This window comes from Bacillus sp. SCT118 (assembly GCF_058566435.1).
Genome location: NZ_CP191225.1, coordinates 2,488,240 through 2,512,859, shown reverse-complemented (window position 1 = coordinate 2,512,859; position 24,620 = coordinate 2,488,240). Strand labels below are relative to the sequence as shown.

30 protein-coding genes are annotated in these 24,620 nt (G+C 42.3%); 23 read left to right on the top strand and 7 right to left on the bottom strand.

Annotated elements, in window-relative coordinates; genetic code table 11:
• Positions 1-382 precede the first annotated feature (382 nt).
• Positions 383-1,303 (bottom strand): heme A synthase CtaA, encoded by a 921-nt coding sequence (gene ctaA / locus ACQVGT_RS12725; RefSeq protein WP_015483190.1) that lies wholly within the window; start codon positions 1,301-1,303, stop codon positions 383-385.
• Positions 1,304-1,657: 354 nt separating this feature from the next.
• On the opposite strand from ctaA, the gene cyoE reads away from it, so the two are divergent.
• The 6 genes from cyoE to ctaG all read left to right on the top strand — a co-directional run bounded on the left by cyoE (position 1,658) and on the right by ctaG (position 7,665).
• Complete coding sequence (gene cyoE / locus ACQVGT_RS12720) at positions 1,658-2,575, top strand: heme o synthase (RefSeq protein WP_003232250.1); 918 nt, start codon at positions 1,658-1,660, stop codon at positions 2,573-2,575.
• A gap of 239 nt (positions 2,576-2,814) precedes the next feature.
• A complete protein-coding gene (gene coxB, locus ACQVGT_RS12715; RefSeq protein WP_015483191.1) occupies positions 2,815-3,885 on the top strand; it encodes a cytochrome c oxidase subunit II in 1,071 nt (356 codons plus the stop codon).
• Positions 3,886-3,917: 32 nt separating this feature from the next.
• Positions 3,918-5,786, top strand: a complete 1,869-nt coding sequence (gene ctaD / locus ACQVGT_RS12710; RefSeq protein WP_015383583.1) for a cytochrome c oxidase subunit I — start codon at positions 3,918-3,920, stop codon at positions 5,784-5,786.
• Complete coding sequence (gene ctaE / locus ACQVGT_RS12705; RefSeq protein WP_003232244.1) at positions 5,786-6,409, top strand: cytochrome c oxidase subunit III; 624 nt, start codon at positions 5,786-5,788, stop codon at positions 6,407-6,409. The genes ctaD and ctaE overlap by 1 nt, the downstream gene beginning before the upstream one ends.
• Before the next feature lie 2 nt (positions 6,410-6,411).
• Positions 6,412-6,744, top strand: a complete 333-nt coding sequence (gene ctaF, locus ACQVGT_RS12700; RefSeq protein ID WP_003232242.1) for a cytochrome c oxidase subunit IVB — start codon at positions 6,412-6,414, stop codon at positions 6,742-6,744.
• 27 nt (positions 6,745-6,771) lie between these two features.
• Positions 6,772-7,665 (top strand): cytochrome c oxidase assembly factor CtaG, encoded by an 894-nt coding sequence (ctaG, locus tag ACQVGT_RS12695; RefSeq protein WP_015483193.1) that lies wholly within the window; start codon positions 6,772-6,774, stop codon positions 7,663-7,665.
• A 31-nt stretch (positions 7,666-7,696) separates the two neighbouring features.
• On the opposite strand, the gene ACQVGT_RS12690 is transcribed toward ctaG, so the two are convergent.
• Positions 7,697-8,059, bottom strand: coding sequence for a YugN family protein (locus tag ACQVGT_RS12690; RefSeq protein ID WP_015383585.1), 363 nt, complete (start codon positions 8,057-8,059; stop codon positions 7,697-7,699).
• A gap of 139 nt (positions 8,060-8,198) precedes the next feature.
• Here ACQVGT_RS12690 and ACQVGT_RS12685 point away from each other — a divergent pair, with 139 nt between their 5' ends.
• The 8 genes from ACQVGT_RS12685 to coaD all read left to right on the top strand — a co-directional run bounded on the left by ACQVGT_RS12685 (position 8,199) and on the right by coaD (position 12,913).
• Positions 8,199-8,645, top strand: coding sequence for a CBS domain-containing protein (locus ACQVGT_RS12685; protein WP_003221362.1), 447 nt, complete (start codon positions 8,199-8,201; stop codon positions 8,643-8,645).
• Positions 8,646-8,728: 83 nt separating this feature from the next.
• Positions 8,729-9,769 carry a CAP domain-containing protein gene (locus tag ACQVGT_RS12680; RefSeq protein ID WP_015483195.1) on the top strand — a complete coding sequence of 347 codons (1,041 nt, stop codon included), beginning with the start codon at positions 8,729-8,731 and terminating at the stop codon, positions 9,767-9,769.
• A 231-nt stretch (positions 9,770-10,000) separates the two neighbouring features.
• Positions 10,001-10,399 carry a YlbD family protein gene (locus tag ACQVGT_RS12675; protein ID WP_003232233.1) on the top strand — a complete coding sequence of 133 codons (399 nt, stop codon included), beginning with the start codon at positions 10,001-10,003 and terminating at the stop codon, positions 10,397-10,399.
• A gap of 15 nt (positions 10,400-10,414) precedes the next feature.
• Positions 10,415-10,654 (top strand): YlbE-like family protein, encoded by a 240-nt coding sequence (locus ACQVGT_RS12670; RefSeq protein WP_003232231.1) that lies wholly within the window; start codon positions 10,415-10,417, stop codon positions 10,652-10,654.
• A gap of 115 nt (positions 10,655-10,769) precedes the next feature.
• Complete coding sequence (gene ricF / locus ACQVGT_RS12665) at positions 10,770-11,219, top strand: regulatory iron-sulfur-containing complex subunit RicF (protein WP_003221370.1); 450 nt, start codon at positions 10,770-10,772, stop codon at positions 11,217-11,219.
• Between the two features lie 54 nt (positions 11,220-11,273).
• On the top strand, positions 11,274-11,546 hold the full coding sequence (locus ACQVGT_RS12660) for a YlbG family protein (protein ID WP_009967171.1): 273 nt from the start codon (positions 11,274-11,276) through the stop codon (positions 11,544-11,546).
• Between the two features lie 322 nt (positions 11,547-11,868).
• Complete coding sequence (gene rsmD, locus ACQVGT_RS12655) at positions 11,869-12,423, top strand: 16S rRNA (guanine(966)-N(2))-methyltransferase RsmD (protein WP_015483196.1); 555 nt, start codon at positions 11,869-11,871, stop codon at positions 12,421-12,423.
• Between the two features lie 4 nt (positions 12,424-12,427).
• Entirely contained in the window at positions 12,428-12,913 is a 486-nt protein-coding gene (gene coaD, locus ACQVGT_RS12650) for a pantetheine-phosphate adenylyltransferase (RefSeq protein ID WP_003245283.1), read from the top strand.
• A gap of 10 nt (positions 12,914-12,923) precedes the next feature.
• Here coaD and spoVV read toward each other — a convergent pair whose 3' ends face one another.
• Positions 12,924-14,150, bottom strand: coding sequence for a dipicolinic acid transporter SpoVV (spoVV, locus tag ACQVGT_RS12645; RefSeq protein WP_015383588.1), 1,227 nt, complete (start codon positions 14,148-14,150; stop codon positions 12,924-12,926).
• A gap of 180 nt (positions 14,151-14,330) precedes the next feature.
• Here spoVV and ACQVGT_RS12640 point away from each other — a divergent pair, with 180 nt between their 5' ends.
• Together ACQVGT_RS12640 and ddcP are read left to right on the top strand one after the other, a co-directional pair.
• Entirely contained in the window at positions 14,331-15,113 is a 783-nt protein-coding gene (locus ACQVGT_RS12640) for a patatin family protein (RefSeq protein WP_015383589.1), read from the top strand.
• A gap of 1 nt (position 15,114) precedes the next feature.
• Positions 15,115-16,137 carry a protease DdcP gene (ddcP, locus tag ACQVGT_RS12635; RefSeq protein WP_015483198.1) on the top strand — a complete coding sequence of 341 codons (1,023 nt, stop codon included), beginning with the start codon at positions 15,115-15,117 and terminating at the stop codon, positions 16,135-16,137.
• 190 nt (positions 16,138-16,327) lie between these two features.
• Here the strand turns inward: ddcP and yqgA are convergent, their stop codons facing one another.
• The 3 genes from yqgA to ACQVGT_RS12620 form a co-directional block, all read right to left on the bottom strand.
• Positions 16,328-16,777 carry a cell wall-binding protein YqgA gene (gene yqgA, locus ACQVGT_RS12630; RefSeq protein ID WP_015483199.1) on the bottom strand — a complete coding sequence of 150 codons (450 nt, stop codon included), beginning with the start codon at positions 16,775-16,777 and terminating at the stop codon, positions 16,328-16,330.
• A gap of 72 nt (positions 16,778-16,849) precedes the next feature.
• Positions 16,850-18,082: a nucleotidyltransferase gene (locus ACQVGT_RS12625; RefSeq protein ID WP_015383591.1), complete on the bottom strand. Its 1,233-nt coding sequence runs from the start codon at positions 18,080-18,082 to the stop codon at positions 16,850-16,852.
• Positions 18,079-18,264 carry a hypothetical protein gene (locus tag ACQVGT_RS12620; RefSeq protein ID WP_003232215.1) on the bottom strand — a complete coding sequence of 62 codons (186 nt, stop codon included), beginning with the start codon at positions 18,262-18,264 and terminating at the stop codon, positions 18,079-18,081. The genes ACQVGT_RS12625 and ACQVGT_RS12620 overlap by 4 nt, the downstream gene beginning before the upstream one ends.
• Positions 18,265-18,291: 27 nt before the next feature.
• Between ACQVGT_RS12620 and ACQVGT_RS12615 the strand changes: the two genes are divergently transcribed.
• From ACQVGT_RS12615 to gerR, 3 genes are all read left to right on the top strand, one after another.
• Entirely contained in the window at positions 18,292-18,810 is a 519-nt protein-coding gene (locus ACQVGT_RS12615; protein WP_014479718.1) for a YceD family protein, read from the top strand.
• Between the two features lie 21 nt (positions 18,811-18,831).
• Positions 18,832-19,011, top strand: a complete 180-nt coding sequence (gene rpmF / locus ACQVGT_RS12610) for a 50S ribosomal protein L32 (RefSeq protein WP_003154457.1) — start codon at positions 18,832-18,834, stop codon at positions 19,009-19,011.
• Positions 19,012-19,156: 145 nt separating this feature from the next.
• Entirely contained in the window at positions 19,157-19,738 is a 582-nt protein-coding gene (gene gerR / locus ACQVGT_RS12605; protein WP_015383592.1) for a sporulation-specific transcriptional regulator GerR, read from the top strand.
• 56 nt (positions 19,739-19,794) lie between these two features.
• Here the strand turns inward: gerR and ACQVGT_RS12600 are convergent, their stop codons facing one another.
• Positions 19,795-20,277: an N-acetyltransferase gene (locus ACQVGT_RS12600; RefSeq protein ID WP_014476736.1), complete on the bottom strand. Its 483-nt coding sequence runs from the start codon at positions 20,275-20,277 to the stop codon at positions 19,795-19,797.
• Between the two features lie 159 nt (positions 20,278-20,436).
• On the opposite strand from ACQVGT_RS12600, the gene ACQVGT_RS12595 reads away from it, so the two are divergent.
• The 4 genes from ACQVGT_RS12595 (at position 20,437) to rsmH (ending at position 24,585) form a co-directional block, all read left to right on the top strand.
• On the top strand, positions 20,437-21,333 hold the full coding sequence (locus ACQVGT_RS12595; RefSeq protein ID WP_015383594.1) for a 2-dehydropantoate 2-reductase: 897 nt from the start codon (positions 20,437-20,439) through the stop codon (positions 21,331-21,333).
• A 70-nt stretch (positions 21,334-21,403) separates the two neighbouring features.
• Positions 21,404-23,023 (top strand): bacillithiol biosynthesis cysteine-adding enzyme BshC, encoded by a 1,620-nt coding sequence (bshC, locus tag ACQVGT_RS12590; RefSeq protein ID WP_015383595.1) that lies wholly within the window; start codon positions 21,404-21,406, stop codon positions 23,021-23,023.
• A 125-nt stretch (positions 23,024-23,148) separates the two neighbouring features.
• Positions 23,149-23,580 carry a division/cell wall cluster transcriptional repressor MraZ gene (gene mraZ, locus ACQVGT_RS12585; protein WP_003221402.1) on the top strand — a complete coding sequence of 144 codons (432 nt, stop codon included), beginning with the start codon at positions 23,149-23,151 and terminating at the stop codon, positions 23,578-23,580.
• Positions 23,581-23,649: 69 nt separating this feature from the next.
• Positions 23,650-24,585, top strand: a complete 936-nt coding sequence (gene rsmH / locus ACQVGT_RS12580) for a 16S rRNA (cytosine(1402)-N(4))-methyltransferase RsmH (RefSeq protein WP_015383596.1) — start codon at positions 23,650-23,652, stop codon at positions 24,583-24,585.
• The last annotated feature ends 35 nt before the right edge of the window (positions 24,586-24,620 follow it).

Here is a 24,620-nt window from a genome sequence, read left to right as displayed (position 1 = left end):
CACTCTTGTTTTTTTATAGAAAATGTGGAGTGAAACAGATGGTTAGAAGAGATATAAGGGGACTTCAGAGATTATACAGTACTGTCACAAGTCCAAAATAAAAAGAGGCTTATATACCACCAATTTTTTAGATGCTTTGTAGTAGTCCATGCATATTTCTATAAGCACTATCTGATTTTCCAATGGCCAAAATGATTAATACTTATGTTCGCGGGCTATAGATGCATATGAAATTTCTATAATCACGATGAGAAAGGAGACAGCCTTAAGTGAGCCGCTCACTGATCATCAAGTTCAGCGAAGGCTGGCCATTGAAACAATAAAGCGCCAAAACAAGACATGAAAAAAGACCAAAGCCGCCTAAGGCTTTGGTCTTGAGTCCTTATGATTGCCTGGATTCATAACGGAAACGAGCAATCAATAATAAGAAGTAGCATAGAACGCCAAACAGACAGGCAATAAAGAACGAGTGGGCAAGTGCAAAGCCCAGAGCCAGTTCAGAGTATACGATCATAATACCGGACAGTGCCTGTAATGTAATGAAAATAAGACATGAGATCCATCCCCAAAAGATCTGTTTTTGATCTTTATAGGAAGTAATAGCATGAACAGCGGCAACAATAATCCATACAAATAACAGTAAGGCTGCTGCTCTGTGGCCCATTTGCACCCATTCATGGAATTGGGTCGGAAGTCCATTGTTCAGCGGGCTGCACAGCGGCACATCAGGACATGCCAGACTTGATTCAGTGTGTCTTACATATGCGCCTGTATACACAACGATATAGGAATATATCAAAATTCCTATCATGTGAAATTGCATCTTTTTGCCGATTTGAAGCGGCTTAACCAGTGTTCTGACTGATTTATCAGCTTCAAATATGAGCAATGTCAAAATAAGCACTGAAGCAAAAGAAATTAATGAGATGCCGAAGTGAAGCGCCATAATCAGCGCGTTCGAACCGAATACGACAGCCAATGCGCCAAGCAATGCCTGAAGAAATAAAAAGATAATTGACATGATCGCGAGAAACGTTGTTTCACGGAAAATTGGCGTGATTTTTCTCCATGACCAAAACGCAAGGCTTAGCACAAGGATAATAGAGATTCCGCTTGCGAATCGGTGGCTCCATTCAATAATTGAAGCCGGATTCAGTTCAGGGAAAAAACGGCCGTGACACAGCGGCCACTGTCTGCCGCATCCTTGGCCGGAACCTGTTTTTGTAACGAGGGCACCCCCGATTAAAACAATTAGCATGACAAATGTCGTCAGAACACCGAGAGCTTTTAATGCTTTATTCATACAATATTCACCTTCTCAACATACTGCTGCAATTTTATATACGTTCCAAGTGTAAGCGAATATGTGTTTTGTGGCAATTCCCAGAGCCTTTTGTTCACAAAAATATAATAGAATGACGGCTTCTGGAAAATGTACACTTGATTATTCATGCCGGGTCTGATAGAAATAAGGTAAACGCAATGCCGATTTGGAGATTGCCTTCATCTTTGGTAAAATTCATAAAAAGTTCACAAATAAATTCCTGTTTGTCGTTTAATATTTAATAGGATGTTTTTTTACAAGATGTTATCTTGTATGATAGAGTTGCAGGTTATTTTATTTTCCTGCGTTAGGTTTGTAAGGGAGGTTTACGTTATGGCTAACTCCAGAATCTTAAATGATACAGCTATAGACGGACAAATTGAAGAAACAACGGCATGGAAAGATTTTCTGTCCCTTATTAAAATAGGGATCGTCAATTCTAACCTCATCACGACTTTCACTGGAATGTGGCTTGCACTGCATATTTCCGGTTTAAGTTTTTTAGGCAATATAAACACCGTTCTTCTTACGTTAATCGGGTCTTCACTGATTATTGCGGGCTCCTGCGCGATCAATAACTGGTATGACCGGGACATTGACCATCTTATGGAGCGTACGAAAGTAAGACCGACGGTTACGGGTAAAATTCAGCCGAGTCAGGCGTTATGGTCTGGAATTTTGCTGGTTGCTTTAGGATTGATCATGCTGCTGATGACAACTGTCATGGCTGCTGTTATCGGTTTTATCGGAGTCTTTACGTATGTTGTATTGTACACAATGTGGACGAAACGCCGCTATACGATTAACACAGTAGTAGGAAGCGTTTCCGGTGCAGTGCCGCCGCTTATTGGATGGACGGCAGTGGAAGGGAATATCGGTGTCGTAGCATGGGTGTTATTCATGATTTTATTTATTTGGCAGATTCCTCACTTCTTAGCATTGGCTATTAAGAAAACTGAGGATTACAGAGCTGCAAATATTCCGATGCTTCCTGTCGTATACGGATTTGAAGTGACAAAAAGACAAATTATTGTGTGGGTTGCGTGCCTGATGCCGCTTCCGTTTTTCCTTGGTAGCCTGGGTCTTCCGATTGTCATTCTCGGCTTGCTGTTAAATATCGGCTGGCTGATTCTTGGCTTAATGGGATTCCGCTCCAAGAATATCATGAAGTGGGCAACGCAGATGTTCGTTTACTCGCTTAACTACATGACAATCTATTTCGTTGCCATGGTTGTCTTGACGCTTTTCTAAAAAATAGATATGATGCTTGTTTTATCGCTTCAAAATAAACGATGACAACTAGTAAATGCCGCCTTGACCTCTTGTTTAATCAGGCGGCTTTACTTTTATACATAGATGGCATTTTGAGTAAAAAAACTCATAATTTAAGAGAAGAGGAAATGTAAGTGCTTTATTGGTGATAGGTTGGATGGCGATAGATTTCGATCCGCTTTCCGCCTTTGTATTGACCAGAAAAGGGGTTGGGTGAAATGGTAAAGCATTGGCGTCTTATTTTATTATTAGCCTTAGTGCCGCTTCTATTAAGCGGATGTGGAAAACCTTTTTTATCCACGCTCAAGCCTGCTGGCGAGGTGGCTGATAAACAGTATGACCTGACAGTGCTCAGCACATTGATTATGGTGGTTGTTGTTGCAGTAGTATCTGTTATCTTCTTTTATGTGATTGTGAGATTCAGAAGATCACGGGTCGGTGAGAACACGTTACCGAAACAGGTAGAGGGGAATAAATTTTTAGAAATCACATGGACCGTGATCCCGATTTTGCTGCTCATTATTCTTGTGATTCCTGTTGTATTATATACGCTGGAGCTAGCGGACACATCACCAATGGATAAAAAAGGCCGCAAAGCTGAGGATGCTCTTGTAGTCAATGTTAGGGCAAATTTATACTGGTGGGAGTTTGAGTACCCTGATTACGGCATTATCACAAGCCAGGAGCTGATTGTACCGACAGATCAGCGTGTATATTTTAATTTAAAAGCCTCTGATGTAAAACATTCCTTCTGGATTCCTTCAGTTGGAGGAAAACTTGATACGAATACGGATAATGAAAATAAGTTCTTCCTGACATTTGATTCAAAACGAAGCAAAGAGGCAGGAGATATGTTTTTTGGGAAGTGTGCAGAGCTTTGCGGCCCTTCACATGCGCTGATGGATTTTAAGGTGAAGACAATGTCTGCAAAGGAATTTCAGGGCTGGACAAAAGAAATGAAAAACTATAAATCTACAGCAGAGAGCGATTTGGCTAAGCAGGGTGAAGAACTGTTTAAAGAGAAAAACTGCCTGAGCTGCCATGCGGTAGAGCCGAATGATAAGCGTGCAGAAGCCGCTAGAACGGCACCCAACTTGGCGACCTTCGGTGAAAGGACAAAAGTGGCAGGGGTGAAAGAGGCCAACAAAGAAAATGTGAAGGCTTGGCTGAAGGACCCTGACAGCATAAAGCCGGGGAACAAAATGACAGGCACATATCCAAAGCTCTCAGACAGCGAAACAGATGCGCTTTATGAATACTTAAAAGGCTTAAAAGCGGAAAGCAAGTAGGGAAGAAAGGGAGATATTGGGGGAGGTCACATATGTTGAATGCGCTTACAGAAAAGCGGACGCGCGGATCTATGCTTTGGGATTATTTGACGACGGTGGACCATAAAAAAATCGCGATTCTATATTTAGTGGCAGGGGGATTCTTCTTTCTTGTCGGGGGAATTGAAGCGATGTTTATCAGAATTCAGCTTGCAAAGCCGGAAAATGCGTTTCTCAGTGCTCAAGCATACAATGAAGTAATGACTATGCACGGAACGACGATGATCTTTCTGGCTGCGATGCCGCTCTTATTTGCCTTGATGAATGCGGTTGTGCCTTTGCAGATCGGGGCTCGGGACGTTTCGTTTCCATTTTTAAACGCGCTTGGTTTTTGGCTCTTCTTTTTCGGGGGCATTTTCTTAAATCTAAGCTGGTTTTTGGGCGGAGCGCCAGATGCGGGCTGGACGTCATATGCCTCACTTTCGCTTCATTCTAAAGGGCACGGCATAGACTTTTTCGTCCTCGGACTCCAAATATCGGGGCTCGGGACGCTGATAGCCGGGATTAACTTTTTGGCCACGATTATCAACATGAGGGCTCCGGGCATGACGTATATGAGGCTGCCTTTGTTTACATGGACGACATTTGTGGCCTCGGCATTGATTTTGTTCGCGTTTCCGCCGCTTACGGTTGGATTGGCTCTCATGATGCTGGATCGACTGTTCGGAACCAATTTCTTTAACCCGGAGCTTGGCGGAAATACGGTCATTTGGGAACATTTATTTTGGATCTTCGGCCACCCGGAGGTTTATATCCTAATTTTGCCTGCATTCGGTATTTTTTCTGAGGTCATCCCTGTGTTCGCCAGAAAGCGTTTGTTTGGCTATTCTTCAATGGTTTTTGCAATCGTGCTCATTGGCTTTCTGGGCTTTATGGTTTGGGTGCATCACATGTTCACGACTGGTCTCGGCCCGATTGCAAATGCGATTTTTGCGGTTGCAACAATGGCTATCGCGATTCCGACCGGGATTAAGATTTTTAACTGGCTGTTGACGATTTGGGGAGGAAATGTGAAGTATACAACCGCTATGCTGTATGCTGTCTCATTTATTCCATCCTTTGTGCTCGGCGGTGTGACGGGAGTCATGCTGGCAGCAGCAGCTGCTGATTATCAGTTCCATGATACGTATTTTGTGGTTGCGCACTTCCACTACGTCATTATTGGCGGCGTTGTATTCGGCCTTTTAGCCGGTGTTCATTTCTGGTGGCCGAAAATGTTCGGTAAAATTCTGCATGAAACGATGGGGAAAATTTCATTTGTATTGTTTTTTATCGGCTTTCACCTCACGTTTTTCATTCAGCATTTTGTCGGCTTAATGGGGATGCCGCGCCGGGTTTATACGTTTTTGCCAGGACAGGGTCTGGAAACCGGCAACTTGATCAGTACAATCGGGGCGTTTTTTATGGCGGCAGCTGTTATTCTTCTGCTGGTCAATGTCATATGGACATCGGTAAAAGGTGAATATGTAGGTGCTGATCCATGGCATGACGGACGTACGCTGGAATGGACCGTTTCTTCACCGCCGCCGGAGTATAACTTTAAACAGCTTCCTTTTGTCAGAGGACTTGATCCGCTTTGGATTGAGAAGCAGGCAGGGCACAAATCAATGACGCCGGCGGAACCAGTTGATGATATTCATATGCCAAACGGCTCAATCCTGCCGCTCGTCATTTCCTTCGGCCTTTTTGTCGCAGCGTTCGGGCTGCTGTACAGAAGTGATTACGCTTGGGGCCTGCCGGTGATCTTTATCGGGCTCGGCATCACATTTATTACGATGCTGCTTCGTTCAGTAATTGATGATCACGGCTATCATATTCATAAAGAGGAACTGCCGAACGATGATAAAGGGGTGAAGGCATAATGCAAGTTCAAGAAAAATTCACCGCAGAAACCTTTCCAGCTTCTCCTGAAAAAGTAACCCTGGAAGGGAAAAATAAATTTTTAGGCTTTTGGCTTTTTCTTGGCGGAGAGACTGTTCTGTTTGCGTCTCTCTTCGCCACGTTTCTTGCGCTTCGGAATTCAAATGCCGGTGATCCGCCTACGACGGAAATGTTCGATGTGACACTTGTATTCATTGCCACAATGCTTCTATTAACGAGCAGTTTAACGAGTGTGTACGCGATGTACCACATGAAGAACTTTTCCTTCGGCAAGATGCAGCTTTGGCTGGGAATTACGATTTTATTGGGGGCAGGCTTTTTAGGACTGGAAATCTATGAGTTCAAGCATTACACCCATGAATTTGGCTTTACCATCACAAGCTCTGCCCTTGGTTCTGCGTTTTACACGCTTGTCGGTACACACGGCGCCCACGTGGCATTTGGGCTTATGTGGATCAGCACGCTTATGATCCGCAATGCCAAGAGAGGGCTGAATCTGTATACGGCGCCTAAGTTTTACGTTGCCAGCCTTTATTGGCACTTTATTGATGTCGTGTGGGTCTTCATCTTTACCGTTGTATATTTAATGGGGATGGTGGGATAAACATGGTCGATAAAAAAAGCAGAGGGCATATCAATAGCGACCTTGAATTTAAGAAAAAAAAGCATGCCCGGGAGATGAAATATCAAGTCCTGTCTTTTGGTTTAATGATCGGTCTTACGATTGTTGCATTTCTGACTGTGGCCACGGACGGTGTCGGCAGCTGGTTTACGATTCCTTTCATTATTTTGCTAGCTGCAATTCAAGTCATTTTTCAGCTGTATTATTTCATGCATATGAATCAGAAAGGGCATGAGGCGCCGGCACTGTTTTTGTATTCAGGGGTGTTTGTCGCGTTTATCACTGTGCTTGCGTTTGTGACAATTATATGGTGGTAATTTGAAACAGCCGCCGGAGGTGAAGAAATGAATCAGTTGGAGATATTCGGGTTTCGCGCGATGTGGAGCCCTTATCTTTTTTGTATCCTGTTAGGCATTACGGCGCTTTATCTCTATTTTTACAGGCGAATGTCTTCAAAGCCAAATCGAATAACTGGTAAAGAGATGGTATGCTTTCTGTCGGCGATGCTGTTTTTATATGCAGCCGAGGGAAGCCCGGTTGATCTGCTCGGACATATTATGTTCAGCGCACATATGGTGCAAATGGCCGTCCTGTATTTGGTTGTCCCGCCGCTGTTAATCGCGGGAATTCCTGCATGGCTCTGGGAAAAAATCATTTTCAGGCCTTCAATCAAACCGGTTTTTTCCTTTTTTACAACGCCTTTAATTGCTTTGCTTTTGTTTAACGGCATTTTTTCTTTATATCATGTACCGCTTATATTTGATACTGTCAAAACGGATCCGTTTTACCATACATTAATCACTTGGCTTATCTTTGTGCTTTCGTTCTTCATGTGGTGGCCGCTTGTTCATAAGGTTGAGCGTCTACGGCAGCTCAGCGGCTTGATGAAGCTGGGTTATATTATGGCGGACGGTATGCTGCTCACACCTGCTTGCGCCTTGATCATGTTCAGCGGTGCACCGTTATACGCCACCTATACAGATCCGGCTTTATGGGCTGAGGCAATGAGGCTTTGTGTGCCAGCGGATATGATGGGGCAGGTCCCATTAACAGGGCCAGAGATGTTGAATACACTGCCTTTGTTAGAGGATCAGCAGCTCGGAGCAGTCATGATGAAAATCATTCAGGAAATTGTGTACGGTACTTTTTTGGCCATTATTTTTTTCCAATGGGTGAAGAAAGAAAGGGAAAAGGACGGGCAGGAGGAGCCGCCGTATATTCAGCAGACGATATCATAAAAGGTACAGCGAAATATGCTGTACCTTTTCGTTACATTTGAACTGTTTTTAACATGTTGGCTATGTCCTGAATCAGTGCCTTGCTTTTTGTCACAACCTGTACGGGAAACTCTTCCGTTTCTCCATATTCTACTCCATGAGGGTAGTAATGCTTTCCTAGGAGAGGGGACATTAATTGAATCACGGCGCGCCCGCTTCCGACATCGCCTTCTGCCGCAATACCTTGTATCCGCAGGTAAAACGTACCCTCAATCGTCGAAAACTTCTTGTCATAGGTGACTCTCTCGTAATCCCATTGACCCGCTCTGATAAGACCTTCGCTTTCCATTAAGTCGTCTAGCCAGCTGAGCTCAGCCTTAACCCCTTCAAGTCCGCTTTCAGTAAACTTCAACACTGACCCCTCCTTATAAAAATTACCTTTCCTGACAATCATAGTATGAAAGCGTTAAACTTTCAATGAATCTTCTTCTTTTGAAAGTATGCAAAAATTAAATTTTGACGACAATAGCACTAGACTAAAGGAGGTTAAACGGATGACAAAAATAAAAGATCTGATGACAGCCGACTTGCAATATTGCACGGTATTAGATAATGTATATGAAGCTGCAGTAAAGATGAAGGACGCAAATGTAGGAGCAATTCCGGTAGTTGATGAGGACGGGGAAACATTGGTCGGCATCGTAACCGACCGCGATCTCGTATTAAGAGGAATCGCCATCAAAAAACCGAACTCGCAAAAAATCACTGACGCGATGACCGAAAAACCTGTCAGTGTGGAGGAAGATGCTTCAGTCGATGAGGTTCTTCATTTGATGGCATCGCATCAGCTCAGAAGGATACCAGTTACAAAAAATAAAAAACTGACTGGAATTGTCACGCTTGGTGATCTTTCTTTATCTGAGCAAACGAATGAACGTGCCGGCAGCGCCTTATCGGATATTTCCGAGGGTGATAATAGAGAAGAAGGCTTTTTTCATTAACACATAAATCTTTGACATGTTAAATAGGCTGTATTGTAATGGGATGTAAACAAGAGATTGTGAATCGCCACGGGGGTGATAGATTGAAAAATATATTGAGAGCAATGGTTATCCTTTTGATTATCTGCGGAACCTATGTTCTGTTTATTCAATATGGATCTGTTCCTGAAAAGAAATCAAATGACAGCGAGCCTCAGGTGTCGAATGAGGAAGCGCAAAGCGGCAAACGAATACATATGCCGACTTCAGGGTTATTGTCCTTCATGGGCAAGCCCGCCGATGAAGTAACGAAAAAGCTTGGGGAACCTGAACGTATTGACCCTTCGGCTTATGATTACGATTGGTGGGTATACAATCAAGGTAAGGATCAATATATCCAAATCGGGGTATTAAACAATAAAGTGGTCACATTATTCGCTGCGGGTAATGATATTAACGCCAAGCCTTTCAAAATTGGAGAATCAACTGGCGAAGTATTCAAGACCACCCAGGTGGCACCATTTGTGAATGTAGAGTATAAAGGAAATTCCTATCGGTTTGAATTTTCTGAAGAAGATATCAATACAAGACCGACTGTAAAGGTAGGAAAGATGTATGTCCAGCTGTATATGGACAAATTTGAGGGGAAGCTATCCAGCATCAGGGCGTTTGATGCGCAAACCTTTGTAAAGCAAAGACCTTATGAGGTAGTGTACCGCGGGGAATTAATTAAACCGAAAGCCGTTTCAGATGAGAAATGGAAAAAGATCCAAACAACGAGCGAAAAGCAAATCCTTGATTTGACGAATGTCATACGCGTTAAACATGGACTTGCGAAGCTTGAGTGGGATCAGCCAACGGCGGAAGTGGCATTTGGACATAGTGAGGATATGAAGGAAAATAATTATTTCTCCCATGTCTCTAAAAAATACGGCTCGCTGAAAGACCGCTTAGAAGAAGGGCATGTTGACTTTCAGCAAGCTGGAGAAAATATCGCATACAATTATGTGGACGGTCCGGCTGCTGTAGAAGGCTGGCTGAATAGCGAAGGCCATCGAAAAGCGCTTCTGAATTCAGATTATACGCATCTTGGTGTCGGAGTAGACCGGAAATATTACACCCAAAATTTTATTAAGCGATGGTAATGAAAGCCGCGGACGAATGGTTCCCGGCTTTTTCTATTTCCATACAAGCTGGTCTGAATGAATGTGCTGATAGCTTACAGATAAGGCCGTTTCCCATCCCTTCAATCAGGCTTTTTCACCAGTGTATAGGGCTATCGCTAAAAATTCATTTGGGAATGAATATAGGCGAACACAATGCCCGACAAAACGATACATTGTAGTAGGTAACGATTTTCGGAGGGGGTGAGGATTGTGGCGAATCAACATGCCAATCATTCAATCAATGACTTTAAACAATTCGTCAAGAAGCATCCCAAGCTGATAAAAGAAGTGCGCAAAGAACAAAGAAGCTGGCAGGACGTATATGAAAATTGGGTCCTCTTCGGGGAGAGCGACCCGATTTGGGATCCTTATCGGGAACCGGAAGAAGCTTCTGAAGCTGTGCCTGAAACACCGCAAAAAAATGATTTTGTCTCGAAAATGGTGACAGCGGTGAAAAAGATGGATGTCAATCAAATGAACGAACAAATCAATAAAATGAGCCAGTCGATCTCATCGTTGCAAAGCCTTCTTAATACATTTTCCGGAAGCGGACAGAAGCATTCTCAGCCAGGCTCTGGACAGCATCCTTTTTCTTTTCGAAAGGATTAAAAAAGGGGAGCTCATATGCGCAAAGAGGTTCAGGAATATATTTTAGCAAACGAAGAACGGAAACGATTCATCAGAGAACAGCCGATATGGTACCGCAGGCTTTCAAGAAAACCGGATGATCTGTCCTCCTTTCAGCTTGAAATGATGAATTTTTATGAAAAAACCATTCCGCATCGGGTGAATCAGTTTACGAACGGGATTCAAATGGCGCAAATGATGATGCAAATGTTTCAAGCGATGCGGACAAAAGATTAAAAGGCCCCGAAAAAGGGTCTTTTTTCATGCGGACATAAGGTTTTGTATACGGCTGCGGTTAAGCATTTTCCAATTGGCTGGTTTCATGGTAAACTAACAACTGGAGGTGCATGTTATGTATGCGACGATGGAATCCGTGCGGCTTCAAAGTGAAGCTCAGCAGCTTGCCGAGATGATTCTGCAGTCGGAGACGGCTGAGAACTACCGCAATTGTTACAAGCGTCTCCAGGAAGATGAAGAGGCAGGTCGGATTATTCGTTCTTTTATCAAAATAAAAGAGCAGTATGAGGATGTACAGCGTTTTGGCAAATATCATCCTGACTATAGAGAAATATCCCGGAAAATGAGGGAGATCAAACGTGAGCTGGACCTGAACGATAAGGTGGCTGACTTCAAGAGAGCTGAAAATGAGCTCCAGTCTATTCTTGATGAGGTCAGCGTTGAGATTGGGACAGCTGTTTCGGAGCATGTGAAAGTTCCGACTGGGAACCCTTATTTTGACGGTTTGTCTTCATGCGGAGGCGGCTGCGGTTCAGGTGGAAGCTGCGGATGTAAAGTGTCCTGACGAGACTGGCCGTCTCGTCTTTTACATATAAGAGAAAACAGGCAGGTGATTGTATTGGAGAATAGGCGCCAGGGCATGGTTGTGTATCTGCACTCCCTAAAGCAGAGCAAAATGCTGAGGAAGTTCGGGAATGTGCACTATGTATCAAAACGATTAAAATATGTCGTACTGTACTGTGATATGGACCAAATTGAAAAAACAATGGACAAGATTGCGTCTTACTCATTTGTGAAAAAAGTGGAGCCTTCTTATAAACCGTTTTTAAAATTGGAATTCGAGTCAAAGCTTGATAAGGCAAAAGAATACGATTATAAAATCGGCATATAGCTATAAAAAAATCCCCGCAGGCATCTGCGGGGTCCTTCTATTCCTTAATATGTTAAGGAGAAGGCAAAGGGAGAGGAGAAACCGGAGGAAGAACTTATGGGGAAACGTAAGTCTTCTCCGCGGTTGGCAACAACATCCTCTAGATGCTGTTGCTTATAGTATGGTCAAGGATCTTGCTGCCTATACACCTGTTTATCAAGATTAGCGTTCATTGTTTGGAAGAATGCTTTATGTTAAGATAGGATTGATTTTTTTCTATGTACATAGCGGCGTCCGGCCGAATAAAGAAACAAAATAGCTTTTAGAAAAAGTGGTGTGGAACATGAGAGTAATTTCTGGATCAAAAAAAGGCCGTTCACTAAAGGCTGTACCCGGAACATCAACAAGACCGACAACCGACAAAGTGAAGGAATCCATTTTCAATATGATCGGCCCTTATTTTGACGGGGGCAGGGGACTTGACTTATTCGCAGGGAGCGGAGGTCTTGGAATCGAAGCGCTTTCACGCGGGTTTGAGCATTGTATATTCGTTGACCGTGATTTTAAAGCGATTCAAACGGTAAAATCTAATTTGAAAACGCTGGAGCTTACAAAACATGCACAGGTATACCGCAATGATGCGGAACGTGCTTTGCACGCTGCTGCTAAAAGAGAAACCGGCTTTCGCGGAATTTTTCTCGATCCGCCGTATAAGGAACAAAAGCTGAAAGCACTTTTAACTTTGATTGACGAATATCAAATGCTGGAAGAAGACGGCTTTATCGTCGCTGAGCATGACAGAGAGGTCGAGCTTCCCGAAACCGTAGGAGATCTTGTGATGACAAGAAAAGAAACCTATGGGTTAACAGGTGTGGCGATTTATAAAAAGAGGGGGTAGTGAGGTGGCGAGTATAGCTGTCTGTCCCGGCAGTTTTGATCCGGTGACCTACGGGCATCTGGACATCATCAAGCGCGGGGCGCATATTTTTGAACAAGTGTATGTATGTGTGCTGAATAATTCTTCAAAAAAGCCTTTGTTCAGTGTGGAAGAACGGTGTGAGCTTCTGAGAGAAGTGACAAAAGACATTCCGAACATAACAGTTGAAACATCGCAAGGCCTGTTAATTGATTATGCAAAAAGAAAAAATGCGAAAGCCATTTTAAGAGGCTTGAGAGCTGTATCTGATTTTGAATACGAGATGCAGGGGACATCAGTAAACCGTGTGCTTGATGAATCTATTGAGACATTTTTTATGATGACAAACAATCAATATTCGTTTCTAAGTTCAAGCATCGTAAAAGAAGTGGCGAGATACAACGGCTCGGTATCAGAGTTTGTACCGCCGGAAGTAGAGCTGGCGCTTCAGCAAAAATTCAGACAAGGATGAGGGTTTTGACTCATCCTTTTTTTGTTCCGTTTGTCAGTCTGTAAGAAAAAATGATAATGTACGTAAACAGCGCGCATAGTGTGACAGCAGGTCCGATCTGCACAAGCAGATTCCAGCCGTTTATGAAGGCAGTTGGCAGTTCACTGCTGTTAAGAGATTTAAATACATACTGATACGGATCATGCCATGCCGTGTAAAGAGGTTTCCATAAAAGCATGACGAAGACAGCGGCATAAACGCCCTGCAGCAAACGTGCGATAAAGAATGGTTTAAATCTAATGTCGGTTTCCGATAAAATACCTGCCACCTGAGCTTGTACGGAAAAGCCGCTAAACCCGAGAATAAAGCTGACGATAATGGCTTTTTGCAGAAGAGAAACATCTGTCTCGCTGACAAGCTTGCTGCCTAATGTAATTTCAAACATCCCTGATAAAAGCGGAATGTCCAATTGAGTCGGAAGCTGAAACAAAGTTAGTGCTCCTTTTGTGAAAACAGACAAAACATCAGTCAGCTGGACCACTGACAACAGCCGATTGAAGACAGAAAATAAAATAATAAAGCCGCCTACCATAAGAAGCGTTTGAACAGAAGACGTCACGGCGTCGCCTAAAATTTTACCCAAGGGCCGTTTTTCTGCAAGTCTGGCGGTATGAAGAGCGTGTAAAGCATCTTTGACTGAAGGGAAAGGTATCGTTTTCTTTCTTCTGAGATGCTGCTCTTCCTTGCGGCCATAGGAACGCATTGTTAAACCGACAGCCAGATTCCCCAAATAGTGTGCAGAAGCTAATAAAATGCCTAGTGACGCGTTTTGAAAGAAACCGACGGCAACAGCGCCGAAAATAAAGAGTGGGTTTGAAGAATTGGTAAACGACGCGAGCCGTTCTGCTTCTACTCTTGAAATCTGATTTTCCTGCCGCAGACGGGCAGTGAGTTTTGCTCCCGCTGGGTTTCCTGATGCCATTCCCATAGCAAGAACGAAGCCGCCGACACCCGGCACGCGAAAGATCGGCCGCATAAAAGGCTCGAGCAAAACACCGACAAACCGCACAATGCCAAAGCCGATTAAGAGTTCGGACAGAATGAAAAATGGCAGCAATGACGGAAACACAACCTCCCACCACATAGACAGCCCGGTTTTAGAGGCTTCGAATGAAGCCTGTGGATGTGAGATGACAGTCGCTGTTAAAAAAAGAAAAAACGAGGCAATCAAAAGTGTATTAATCTTCGACAAGTTCATTCTTACCTCCCCGATGCTAAAAATGCCCAATGACATGTATATCATGATAAAATAATGTATGATGTAAAACGGCCAAGCAGTACCTGTCCTCTTGATTCTTTGTACTAATATACGAGCATAGGGGTTCAGTTTAGACCATAGAATTCGGTATACAGGGAATTCAGGCAGGAGGTTAACGCTTTGGCCAAACCTAAAATCGGGTTAGCGTTAGGATCGGGAGGGGCCAGAGGGCTTGCTCATCTCGGTGTGCTTTCCAGTTTACATAAGCACCAAATTGAAGTGGATATGATTGCAGGAAGCAGCATGGGCGCTTTGGTGGGCAGTTTTTATGCCGCCGGACATGACGTGGCAACGATGAAAAAAGTAGCCAAAGCCTTTAAACGAAGGCTTTATGCTGATTATACGGTGCCGAAGCTCGGTTTTTTAAAAGGTGACCGCGTCAGACAGCTTGTGCATGCTTATACATTCGGAAAACCGATTGAAGAGCTCCAAATCCCGCTGGGCATTGTTGCGTGTGATCTACAGACGGGAGAAAAGATTGTGTTCCGAAAAGGATCAGTGTCAGATGCAGTGAGGGCCAGCATCAGCATCCCGGGTATCTTTATTCCGCAGCGGCTGGACGGACGCCTTCTTGTAGACGGCGCGGTCGTCGATCGAATTCCGGTTTCTGTTGTGAAAGACATGGGAGCTGATATTATCATCGCTTCGGATGTTTCCAGGGTTCGAAAAACTGAGACAGCAGTGCATATTTTTGATGTGATTATGCAAAGTATGGATATACTGCAAAATGAATTAGTGCGGCATCAAACAATTGCCGCAGATATCATGATTCGCCCTTCCCTTGAAACATACAGCTCAAGCTCGTTTGCCAATATTGAAGAAATGATATCGGCAGGCGAAGAGGCGACAAACCGAATGATCAGCAAGATAAGAAATGAAATAGAGAATTGGGAGGGCTCATAATTTGCTACGTAAAAAACATTTTAGCTGGATGCTCGTCATCCTCATACTGATCGCCGTTTTATCATTTATAAAACTTCCATACTATATTACAAAACCGGGAGAAGCGACAGAGCTTGCTTCATTGATAAAAGTGGAGGGAGGCTACCCGGAAAAAGGAAGCCTGTCCTTAATGACTGTTAAAGTGGGACCGGCTAATCCGTTTACATATGTGTGGGCAAAGATGCACCCTTATTATGAAATTGTTCCTGATGAGAGTATTAAGGAGGAAGGCGAGTCAGATAAGGAATATATGAAAAGACAGCTCCAAATGATGAAAAGCTCGCAAGAAAATGCGGTTATAGCCGCCTATCAAAAGGCAGGAAAAAAAGTCAGCTATTCCTTTAACGGCATATACGCAAGCTCAGTTGTAGAAAACATGCCGGCAAAAGGGAAAATAGAAGTCGGTGATAAAATCATCAGCGCAGACGGCAAAAACTATCAGTCTGCTGAAAAGCTGATTGATTATATCAGCAGCAAAAAAGCGGGAGATAAAGTCACGTTAAAGATCGAAAGAGAAGAAAAAGAAAAGCGTGTCACCCTTACGTTAAAACAATTTCCTGATGAGCCGGATCGGGCAGGAATCGGAGTTTCACTTTATACAGACAGAAACGTGAAGGTAGAGCCTGATATTGATTTTGAAATCGAAAATATTGGCGGCCCGTCAGCAGGGTTAATGATGTCCCTTGAAATCTATAATCAGCTGACAAAACCAGACGAAACAAAAGGCTACGATATTGCGGGAACAGGTACGATTGATGTTGACGGAAAAGTAGGCCCGATCGGCGGCATTGATCAAAAAGTCGTCGCCGCAGACAAAGCCGGAAAAGACATTTTCTTCGCGCCAAATCAAAACGGCGCCAGCAATTCCGATTATAAGAACGCAGTAAAAACAGCAAAAGATATTGATTCAGATATGAAGATTGTTCCTGTTGATACCATGCAGGATGCGATTGATTATTTGAATAAGCTGAAAGCGAAAAGTTAATGTGAACTCTAACGATTTTTTTGAATTGTTGATGACGCTTGGAATTGTTTAATGTAATATAAATGTTAAAATTCTGAGGTAGCACTTGGATTAATATATGCAAAAAAACACCTATATGCTATAGCATATAGGTGTTTGAATTTATCTGTGGAATACTCTCCACAAATGTAGAATATTATTATTTATGGACTTAGCGACCGTATATTTTAATACTTTTTGAGTATGCTCTTGGTTCATCTCCGTAACCACTATTCTTCTTCTTAGACAAGTGAACATGGATACTCGTCGTTTGTGTTTGTTTCACACTTCTGATGCTAAAAGATTTCCATGGAGTTGAACTTGAAAACTCACCAGTTTGATCATCTCCTATTGAACCGAAATTGGCATTTTTGTAGGCGAGATACATTCTGTAATAAAGTTTTCCACAATTACCGTTTTGTTCTACTTTAGCATCAACCGTTGTAGCTCTTTTGGTATATGTACTTGCATCGGTAATAACTCTTACTTTACAACTCTTGTTAAAACCGTAGGGGTGTTGCCAGCCTGAATAAGTAGCTGCTTGGGCTTTTTCATTAGATCCAAATAATACAACTGAAGATACTAATAAAAAAGAGAATAAGATTAATAAAGATTTTTTCACAATGATACCTCCATTAGTAAAATATAGTAAAATATTAATATATTTAAATTCCATTGTCAAATCAACTCGAATTTATAAAAAAGCCTTGTTAATCTCATTATAACGAATCGGTGAAAATTCTTGTTTGTAAAATTCTGACCGAGCTGGCTCGGTTAGTGGTGCGCTGTATACAAGAGAGGCTTTAATATCAAGATTAAGAGCGGTATGCGAATATTTCGACGGATTACTAATAAGAGGAAATTTAAGGTCTTTTTTCTTGTTGGATAAAAATGATTGGCCTTTGGTTGTCATTCCTAATATTCTAATGTAAGGTATACCTTCATGTAATAACTGAGAAAGCTCTTTGTTTTTGGCATGTGTTAAAAGATGTACATTTAGGCGCTGTAGCTTTGTCCAAGTATATCGTTTTGTTTTTAATTTAGTCATATACTCTTGAAATGAAGGAGCATTCAGGTAAAGTTTTAAAATTCTGTTTTCCAACCCCTCTTCAACTTCATAAATTTGACTAAGTTCTTTTTCCGATAATAATGAAAGATTATATTTTAAAAAACTAAAGTAATCCTCATGGCTATGCCACATACCGTACTTCTCTTTGTATAATTTCAGTTCGAATGCTATATTATCTGGAATGAATTCCTTTATTTTATCAATGTTACCAGTCTCAAATAATGCATTTCTAATACTTGTAGCACTCGCGAATGATTTTTTGTTTTTTGGAAGAACCAGTTCATGGTAGCCCTGATGAAGTCTAGGACCAGTCATTGGTTTTATGGGCAAGTTAAGGTCTTTGATTGTTTTTACATAATGAAAACCTAAAATATTATTAGGTAATGCTAAATTAACACCTTTTTTATCTTGATAAGTTTCAAATGATTTTGCCATAGCAGCTGCAAAGTTTTTGCCTGACTTAATTTCTTTTTTGAATACGTTATATATAGCCTTTTCTTCTTTTTGGTATAACTCCAATTCATGATAAAAACGTTCTATTTTCCCATCTTCACTACTGAAATAAAGAGTTGAACACCCAATATGATTTAAGATGTTGACTGCACCATGTGCAAAAATATCTGCTCTTTGTACAGCGTACATATATGGAAGTTCAATGACAATATCAACACCATTTTGCAATGCCATTCTGGTACGAGACCACTTAGAAACGAGTGCTGGTTCACCTCTTTGTAGGAAGTTACCGCTCATTACTGCAATAGCCAAGTCACTTTTGGTTTGTTTTTTTGCTTCCTGAACATAATATGCATGTCCGTTATGAAAAGGATTAAATTCAACCACCAATCCGACAGCTTTCATATTTTTTCCGCCTTTCTTGCTATGTTTAAAAACGTATGGTACATTTGCAAATGAAAACTCTTACGCCTTATTTTTGTTTTAAGTGTATGCATAGCATATTCCGCTGTCAACGATACTTCAATGGCAGCATTATGCTGTAAAGAAAAAATATTGACAAAAACAATCTTAAAAGCTATAATCATGTTTGTTGCTTTCCTGAGGTGATACAAATGAAATGGACGATTTATCAGCTGCATCAAATGCCAAAACAAAGTTTTGAGTTTGATGAAACAGTTGAGTTAAATGAGCTGACAAAGCTGAATTCTGACATTCGCCGCATTTCTCCCGTCCGGGTGAAGGGCAGAGCGGATATCAAATCCAAACAGGTTTCGTTTGATTTTACAATTTCAGGCGAAATGATTTTGCCATGCTCAAGAACACTCGTTGATGTTCCGTATCCATTTGAAATTTCAACAAAAGAACTGTTTATATTTCATCACACGGATGATATAGAAGATGATGACGTTCATATTGTTGAGGACGATACTATCGACTTAACTCCGATCGTGAAAGAAGAAATTCTTTTAGAAATCCCTATGCAAATCTTTTGTGAATCTGAACAAGAAAAAGGAGCTGCTCCTCAAGAAGGAAAGGATTGGCAAGTCATTTCGGAAGAAGACAAGAAGAATCAAGTTGATCCGAGACTTGCAGCCCTTGAAAAGCTCTTAAAACAAGATGATGAATCTTAACTCTTTAAGGAGGTGGGAATAATGGCTGTACCTTTTAGAAGAACTTCTAAAATGAAGAAAAGATTGCGCCGTACACATTTCAAACTTAATGTACCTGGTATGACAGAATGTCCGTCATGCGGAGAGATGAAGTTGTCTCACCGTGTATGCAAAGCATGCGGATCATACAACGGCAAAGACATAAATGTAAAAAGTAACTAATAAGAAAAGCGCGGGGTGAAAGCCCTGCGCTTTTTCTTTTTCTCTTCCTGTCAGCTTGCGGAAAATTTGTGAGTGCAAATAGTCTATCTAATCTATTACCGGCATATGTATGAGATAAATAAGCTGACATGGAGGGAGATTGAATTTGACCATTACAAGACAAGATGCTTGGACTCAGGATGAGGATTTGCTGCTGGCAGAAGTGGTGCTTCGTCATATTCGAGAGGGAGGAACACAGCTTTCAGCCTTTGAGGAGGTTGGAAGGGCGCTGACCAGAACCGCGGCAGCCTGTGGTTTCAGGTGGAACTCGTATGTGAGAAAACAATACCAGTCAGGTATAGAGCTTGCAAAAAAGCAAAGGAAAGAACTGAGAAAGCAAATCGGCGTTCATTCGGTCAATATGCCGAATTCCATGAAGCAGACTGCCTCGGCATCGTCAGAAGGAAAACGAGATTTGTCCATTCAGGATGTCATTCAATTTCTCGAACAATTCAAAGAAGCACCGTCTGCACAAGAATTTCAGCTTGAAAGGGAAAAATTGAAGGAGCAAATCCAATCGCTGCAAAAAGAGCTTGAGGATTTGCGGAGTGAAAATCAGACATTGCGGAATCAGCTAGAGATGACAGAAGAGGATTACAAGGCACTGATCGATATCATGGATCGGGCCAGAAAAATGGTTGTTTCGAAGGAAGACGGAAGAATGAAAAAAGCGGCTCAAGAAACGTAAAGAAACGCCTGAAATGAACCGGCCCTATAGTAAGAATAGGCCGGTTGTTTTGATTTCTATGCAGACTCTCCCGGTGTCATTTCATGATCCATATCAGGATGCCAGATGAGCGGGTTTTCCCCTTTGTCCCGCGCCATATCATACTTAACAGTTTTAAAGTTCATTTTGTTCCAAAATTCCGCTGATTTCATTCTCGGATTTGTCCGGATCGGCATTTTGAATGATTTTGCAAATTCAACCAAGGCTCTCCCGTATCCCCTGTTCTGGTAGCCCGGAAGAACCTCAAGCTTCCACAGCTCCAAATAATCCTGGCGGTTGTCAAAATAGGGATTCGATTTGCCGTTAACTTGATACAGACTCATTCGTGCTACAAGTTTATCGCCAAAATAAATCCCATAAAAAGGCGAAGTGCTGTCATTTTCAATAATATTATCCTGAAGTTCTTCAAGCATTGAAAGCTCCTGAATGCCGTATTCTTTGAATTTCTTGAATTCTTCCAGCGTTTTATAGTTGATGAGCAGACGTTCTACCTTTGTCAAACAAATCTCCCCCTTTGTTGTTTCTACATATATTGTAAACGCTTTATTTAAAAAATCCAAATATTTAAACTTTAATTTTAAGCACATGGGATCTTTGAGAAGTAATTTCTTCTTACTTCTGCTATGATAATACGTAAATGCTAAATTGGGTGTGACATCATGAAAATTGGAATTATCGGCGGAGGCTCCGTCGGTCTTTTATGCGCCTATTATTTGTCACTTTATCACGACGTGACTGTTGTGACGAGGCGGCAAGAACAGGCTGCGGCCATTCGGTCTGAAGGAATCCGGCTTTATAAAGGCGGGGAGGAATTCAGGGCTGATTGCAGTGCGGACACGAGTATCAATTCGGAATTTGACCTGCTTGTCGTGACAGTGAAGCAGCATCAGCTTCAGTCTGTTTTTTCGTCGCTTGAACGGATCGGGAAGACGAATATATTATTTTTGCAAAACGGCATGGGGCATATCCACGACCTAAAAGACTGGCACGTTGGCCATTCCATTTATGTTGGAATCGTTGAGCACGGAGCTGTAAGAAAATCGGATACAGCTGTTGATCATACAGGCCTAGGTGCTATAAAATGGAGCGCGTTCGACGATGCTGAACCAGACCGGCTGAACATCTTGTTTCAGCATAACCATTCGGATTTTCCGATTGATTATGAGACGGATTGGTACCGTCTGCTGACGGGCAAGCTGATTGTAAATGCGTGTATTAATCCTTTAACTGCGTTATTGCAGGTAAAAAATGGAGAACTGCTGACAACGCCAGCTTATCTGGCTTTTATGAAGCTGGTATTTCAGGAGGCATGCCGCATTTTAAAACTTGAAAACGAAGAAAAGGCTTGGGAGCGGGTTCAGGCCGTTTGTGGGCAAACGAAAGAGAATCGTTCATCAATGCTGGTTGACGTCATTGGAGGCCGGCAGACGGAAGCTGACGCTATTATCGGATACTTATTGAAGGAAGCAAGTCTTCAAGGTCTTGATGCCGTCCACCTAGCGTTTTTATATGGCAGCATCAAAGCATTGGAGCGAAATACAAACAAAGTCTTTTGAGCTTTTTCGGTAACATGCTATACTCATTTCGGATCACTAACTATTTATTGGAGAAAGGAAGTTCTAGAAGATGCAGCTAACTGAACTTTCCATCAAAAATCAGAATGTGTTTGTACAGCACTATATAGATGGCAAAGAAGAAATGTCTTCTTTTTTTGATTACAGTATTCATCATAAGGACATGTGGCGCGAAAGACTGGAAGACTTATCTTCCCGGTTTTTCGCAAGAGAGGAATTGGCGGCGTACTTAACCTCTTACCATAATAAATTCGGTTCAAGTGCGATGCAGTCTGCTATTGAGAAGCTGAAGGACCCGTCAAGTGCCGCTGTAGTCGGCGGACAGCAGGCAGGACTTTTAACAGGACCGCTTTACACCATACATAAAATCATTTCAATCATTGTTTTAGCAAAGCAACAAGAAAAGGAACTGCAAGTGCCTGTCATACCAATCTTCTGGGTGGCTGGAGAAGACCACGATTTGGATGAGATTAATTTTGTTCACACATCTGAAGAGAATGGGCCTGTGAAAAAAAAGCTGCCTCAGTCTTATTGGAAGAAATCATCAGCAGCGAGTACATCGCTTGATCAAGAAAAGTGTGCCGCGTGGATAGATGATGTTTTTGCCGATTTTGAAGAAACAGACCATACGAATACACTTCTCGACAATGTGAAACGATGTTTAAGGGAATCTGTTACGTTTACTGACTTCTTTGAACTGCTGATCGCGAATTTGTTCCAAGAAGAGGGCTTAGTTTTATTAAATTCTGGAGATCCGGGGATTAAAAAGCTGGAAACGGCCATGTTCCAAAAGATTCTTCGAGAAAATGATGAACTCGCCAGGGCTGTATCAGATCAGCAGGCTTTCATGCGTCAAGCAGGCTACAAACCGATTATCGAGTCCGGAAAAGAGCAGGCGAATCTGTTTTATGAATACGAAGAAGAGCGTTTTTTAATTGAAAAAGATAACGGCCGATTTGTCATCAAAGAGCTTGATCTAGGATGGACGATGGATGAACTTCATACACATATGGAAGAACATCCAGAGCGTTTCAGCAACAATGTTGTAACGAGGCCGTTAATGCAGGAATTTCTCATTCCGACTTTAGCATTTATTGCAGGGCCTGGAGAAATCAACTATTGGGGCGAGCTCAAACAGGCTTTTGCGGTGATGGGCTTCAAAATGCCTCCTGTCATGCCAAGGCTGAACATTACGATACTTGAGCGGCATATTGAGAAAAAACTGGCTGAACGGAATATCTCGTTACAAGACGCGATTGAGCGCGGAACGGAGAATCAAAGAGAGACATACTTCGAGCGCCAGATTCCGGAAGAGTTTACGGCGGTGATGGATCATGCGAAAAGCCAAATTGAAGCGATTCACAAAACGGTCCGGCAGGAGGCGTTAAAGGTTGATCAAAGCATGGAACCTTTACTCCTGAAAAATGCCGCTTTTATTCAGGATCAGCTTCAATTCTTAGAGCGCACGGTGACGAAGCGAATTGAAGAAAAAGAAGGCTACGTCTTAAAGGATTATGAAAGAATTCAAAATAGCATTAAGCCGCTTCTTGCGCCGCAAGAACGGATTTGGAATATCATGTATTATTTGAACAGGTACGGTCCAAAATTCTTCACGACATTCAAGAATCTGCCATTTTCTTTTCAAAATCAACATCAAGTTGTCAAACTTTGAAATAAAGTTTTAAAGAACCCTGAATAGTTCAGGGTTTTTTTTTATGGGTAAACAGTGTAAAATGAAGTTGTGGAGCGAAGTGGTGGATAGTGGTGAGTTAAGGAGAGAAAGTGGGGCAAGAGATCATGTTTATGGGTGAATATCAGCATACCATCGATGCGAAAGGCCGCATGATCGTACCCGCTAAATTCAGAGAAGGCCTAGGTGAGCAATTTGTGCTGACTAGAGGACTTGACCAATGTCTCTTCGGCTACCCTATGCACGAATGGAAACAAATTGAAGAAAAACTAAAAGCTCTTCCTCTCACAAAGAAAGATGCCCGCGCGTTTACCCGTTTCTTCTTTTCAGGGGCGACTGAATGCGAACTGGACAAGCAAGGCAGGGTAAATATCGCATCATCTCTATTGAATTACGCCAAACTGGAAAAAGAATGTGTTGTTATCGGGGTTTCTAATCGAATTGAATTGTGGAGTAAAGTAATTTGGGAACAATACACAGAAGAGCAAGAAGATTCATTTGCTGAAATTGCTGAAAACATGATTGGGTTTGATATATAATGATTCTTCGTGTATAACACTCTAAAAACAATTTCAATTCATCCTGATAAAAGGTGGGACCAACACAATATGTTTCAACACAAGACAGTACTTCTTCGTGAAACCGTAGACGGACTTAATATTAAACCAGACGGTACATATGTAGACTGCACACTCGGCGGAGCTGGGCATAGTACATACTTATTGCAGCAGTTATCCGAGAAGGGGCGTTTAATCGCTTTTGACCAAGATGATACGGCATTACAGCATGCTAAAGAAATGTTGTCCGATTATAAAGGACAGCTCATTCTGATTAAAAGCAATTTCAGGTATTTAAAAGAATGTTTGAATGAACAAGGCATTACAGAAGTAGACGGCATTTTATTTGATTTAGGGGTGTCCTCTCCGCAGCTGGATACACCGGAGCGCGGATTCAGTTACCATCATGACGCACCGTTGGACATGAGGATGGACCAGTCGGCTACGCTTTCGGCGAAAGAAGTCGTTAATGAGTGGCGCTATGAGGATCTCGTCCGTATTTTCTTTAAATACGGAGAAGAGAAGTTCAGTAAACAGATCGCCAGAAAAATTGAGGAGGCAAGAATGAAGTCTCCTATTCAAACTACGGGCCAACTGGTCGATCTAATAAAAGACGCGATTCCCGCTCCAGCGAGAAGGAGCGGCGGACATCCCGCTAAACGCGTGTTTCAGGCAATCAGAATTGCCGTAAACGATGAACTTAGGGTGTTTGAAGAAGCTTTGGAGCAGGCAATTGAGGTTCTGAAGCCAGGGGGCAGGGTATCGGTCATTACCTTCCACTCGCTAGAAGACAGAATTTGCAAAACCACTTTTAAAGAAAAGTCGTCGCTTCCGGAACTTCCTCCGGGGCTTCCTGTTATACCGGAAGAGTTTGAACCGGAGCTGAAGCTCATCACTCGAAAACCGATTACGGCATCTCAAGAAGAGCTTGAAGAGAACAACCGGGCTCGTTCTGCCAAGCTTCGGATTGCTGAAAAAAGAAAATAACGAAACGCGAACGCAAAATTAAAAGGAGGTCATCA

Excerpts from the sequence above, each read along its gene's own strand:
- ctaA (WP_015483190.1), bottom strand. The coding sequence starts at position 1,303 with ATGAATAAAGCATTAAAAGCTCTCGGTGTTCTGACGACATTTGTCATG.
- cyoE (WP_003232250.1), top strand. The coding sequence starts at position 1,658 with ATGGCTAACTCCAGAATCTTAAATGATACAGCTATAGACGGACAAATT.
- coxB (WP_015483191.1), top strand. The coding sequence starts at position 2,815 with ATGGTAAAGCATTGGCGTCTTATTTTATTATTAGCCTTAGTGCCGCTT.
- ctaD (WP_015383583.1), top strand. The coding sequence starts at position 3,918 with ATGTTGAATGCGCTTACAGAAAAGCGGACGCGCGGATCTATGCTTTGG.
- ctaE (WP_003232244.1), top strand. The coding sequence starts at position 5,786 with ATGCAAGTTCAAGAAAAATTCACCGCAGAAACCTTTCCAGCTTCTCCT.
- ctaF (WP_003232242.1), top strand. The coding sequence starts at position 6,412 with ATGGTCGATAAAAAAAGCAGAGGGCATATCAATAGCGACCTTGAATTT.
- ctaG (WP_015483193.1), top strand. The coding sequence starts at position 6,772 with ATGAATCAGTTGGAGATATTCGGGTTTCGCGCGATGTGGAGCCCTTAT.
- ACQVGT_RS12685 (WP_003221362.1), top strand. The coding sequence starts at position 8,199 with ATGACAAAAATAAAAGATCTGATGACAGCCGACTTGCAATATTGCACG.
- ACQVGT_RS12670 (WP_003232231.1), top strand. The coding sequence starts at position 10,415 with ATGCGCAAAGAGGTTCAGGAATATATTTTAGCAAACGAAGAACGGAAA.
- ricF (WP_003221370.1), top strand. The coding sequence starts at position 10,770 with ATGTATGCGACGATGGAATCCGTGCGGCTTCAAAGTGAAGCTCAGCAG.
- rsmD (WP_015483196.1), top strand. The coding sequence starts at position 11,869 with ATGAGAGTAATTTCTGGATCAAAAAAAGGCCGTTCACTAAAGGCTGTA.
- spoVV (WP_015383588.1), bottom strand. The coding sequence starts at position 14,150 with ATGAACTTGTCGAAGATTAATACACTTTTGATTGCCTCGTTTTTTCTT.
- ACQVGT_RS12625 (WP_015383591.1), bottom strand. The coding sequence starts at position 18,082 with ATGAAAGCTGTCGGATTGGTGGTTGAATTTAATCCTTTTCATAACGGA.
- ACQVGT_RS12620 (WP_003232215.1), bottom strand. The coding sequence starts at position 18,264 with ATGATTATAGCTTTTAAGATTGTTTTTGTCAATATTTTTTCTTTACAG.
- ACQVGT_RS12615 (WP_014479718.1), top strand. The coding sequence starts at position 18,292 with ATGAAATGGACGATTTATCAGCTGCATCAAATGCCAAAACAAAGTTTT.
- rpmF (WP_003154457.1), top strand. The coding sequence starts at position 18,832 with ATGGCTGTACCTTTTAGAAGAACTTCTAAAATGAAGAAAAGATTGCGC.
- ACQVGT_RS12595 (WP_015383594.1), top strand. The coding sequence starts at position 20,437 with ATGAAAATTGGAATTATCGGCGGAGGCTCCGTCGGTCTTTTATGCGCC.
- bshC (WP_015383595.1), top strand. The coding sequence starts at position 21,404 with ATGCAGCTAACTGAACTTTCCATCAAAAATCAGAATGTGTTTGTACAG.
- mraZ (WP_003221402.1), top strand. The coding sequence starts at position 23,149 with ATGTTTATGGGTGAATATCAGCATACCATCGATGCGAAAGGCCGCATG.
- rsmH (WP_015383596.1), top strand. The coding sequence starts at position 23,650 with ATGTTTCAACACAAGACAGTACTTCTTCGTGAAACCGTAGACGGACTT.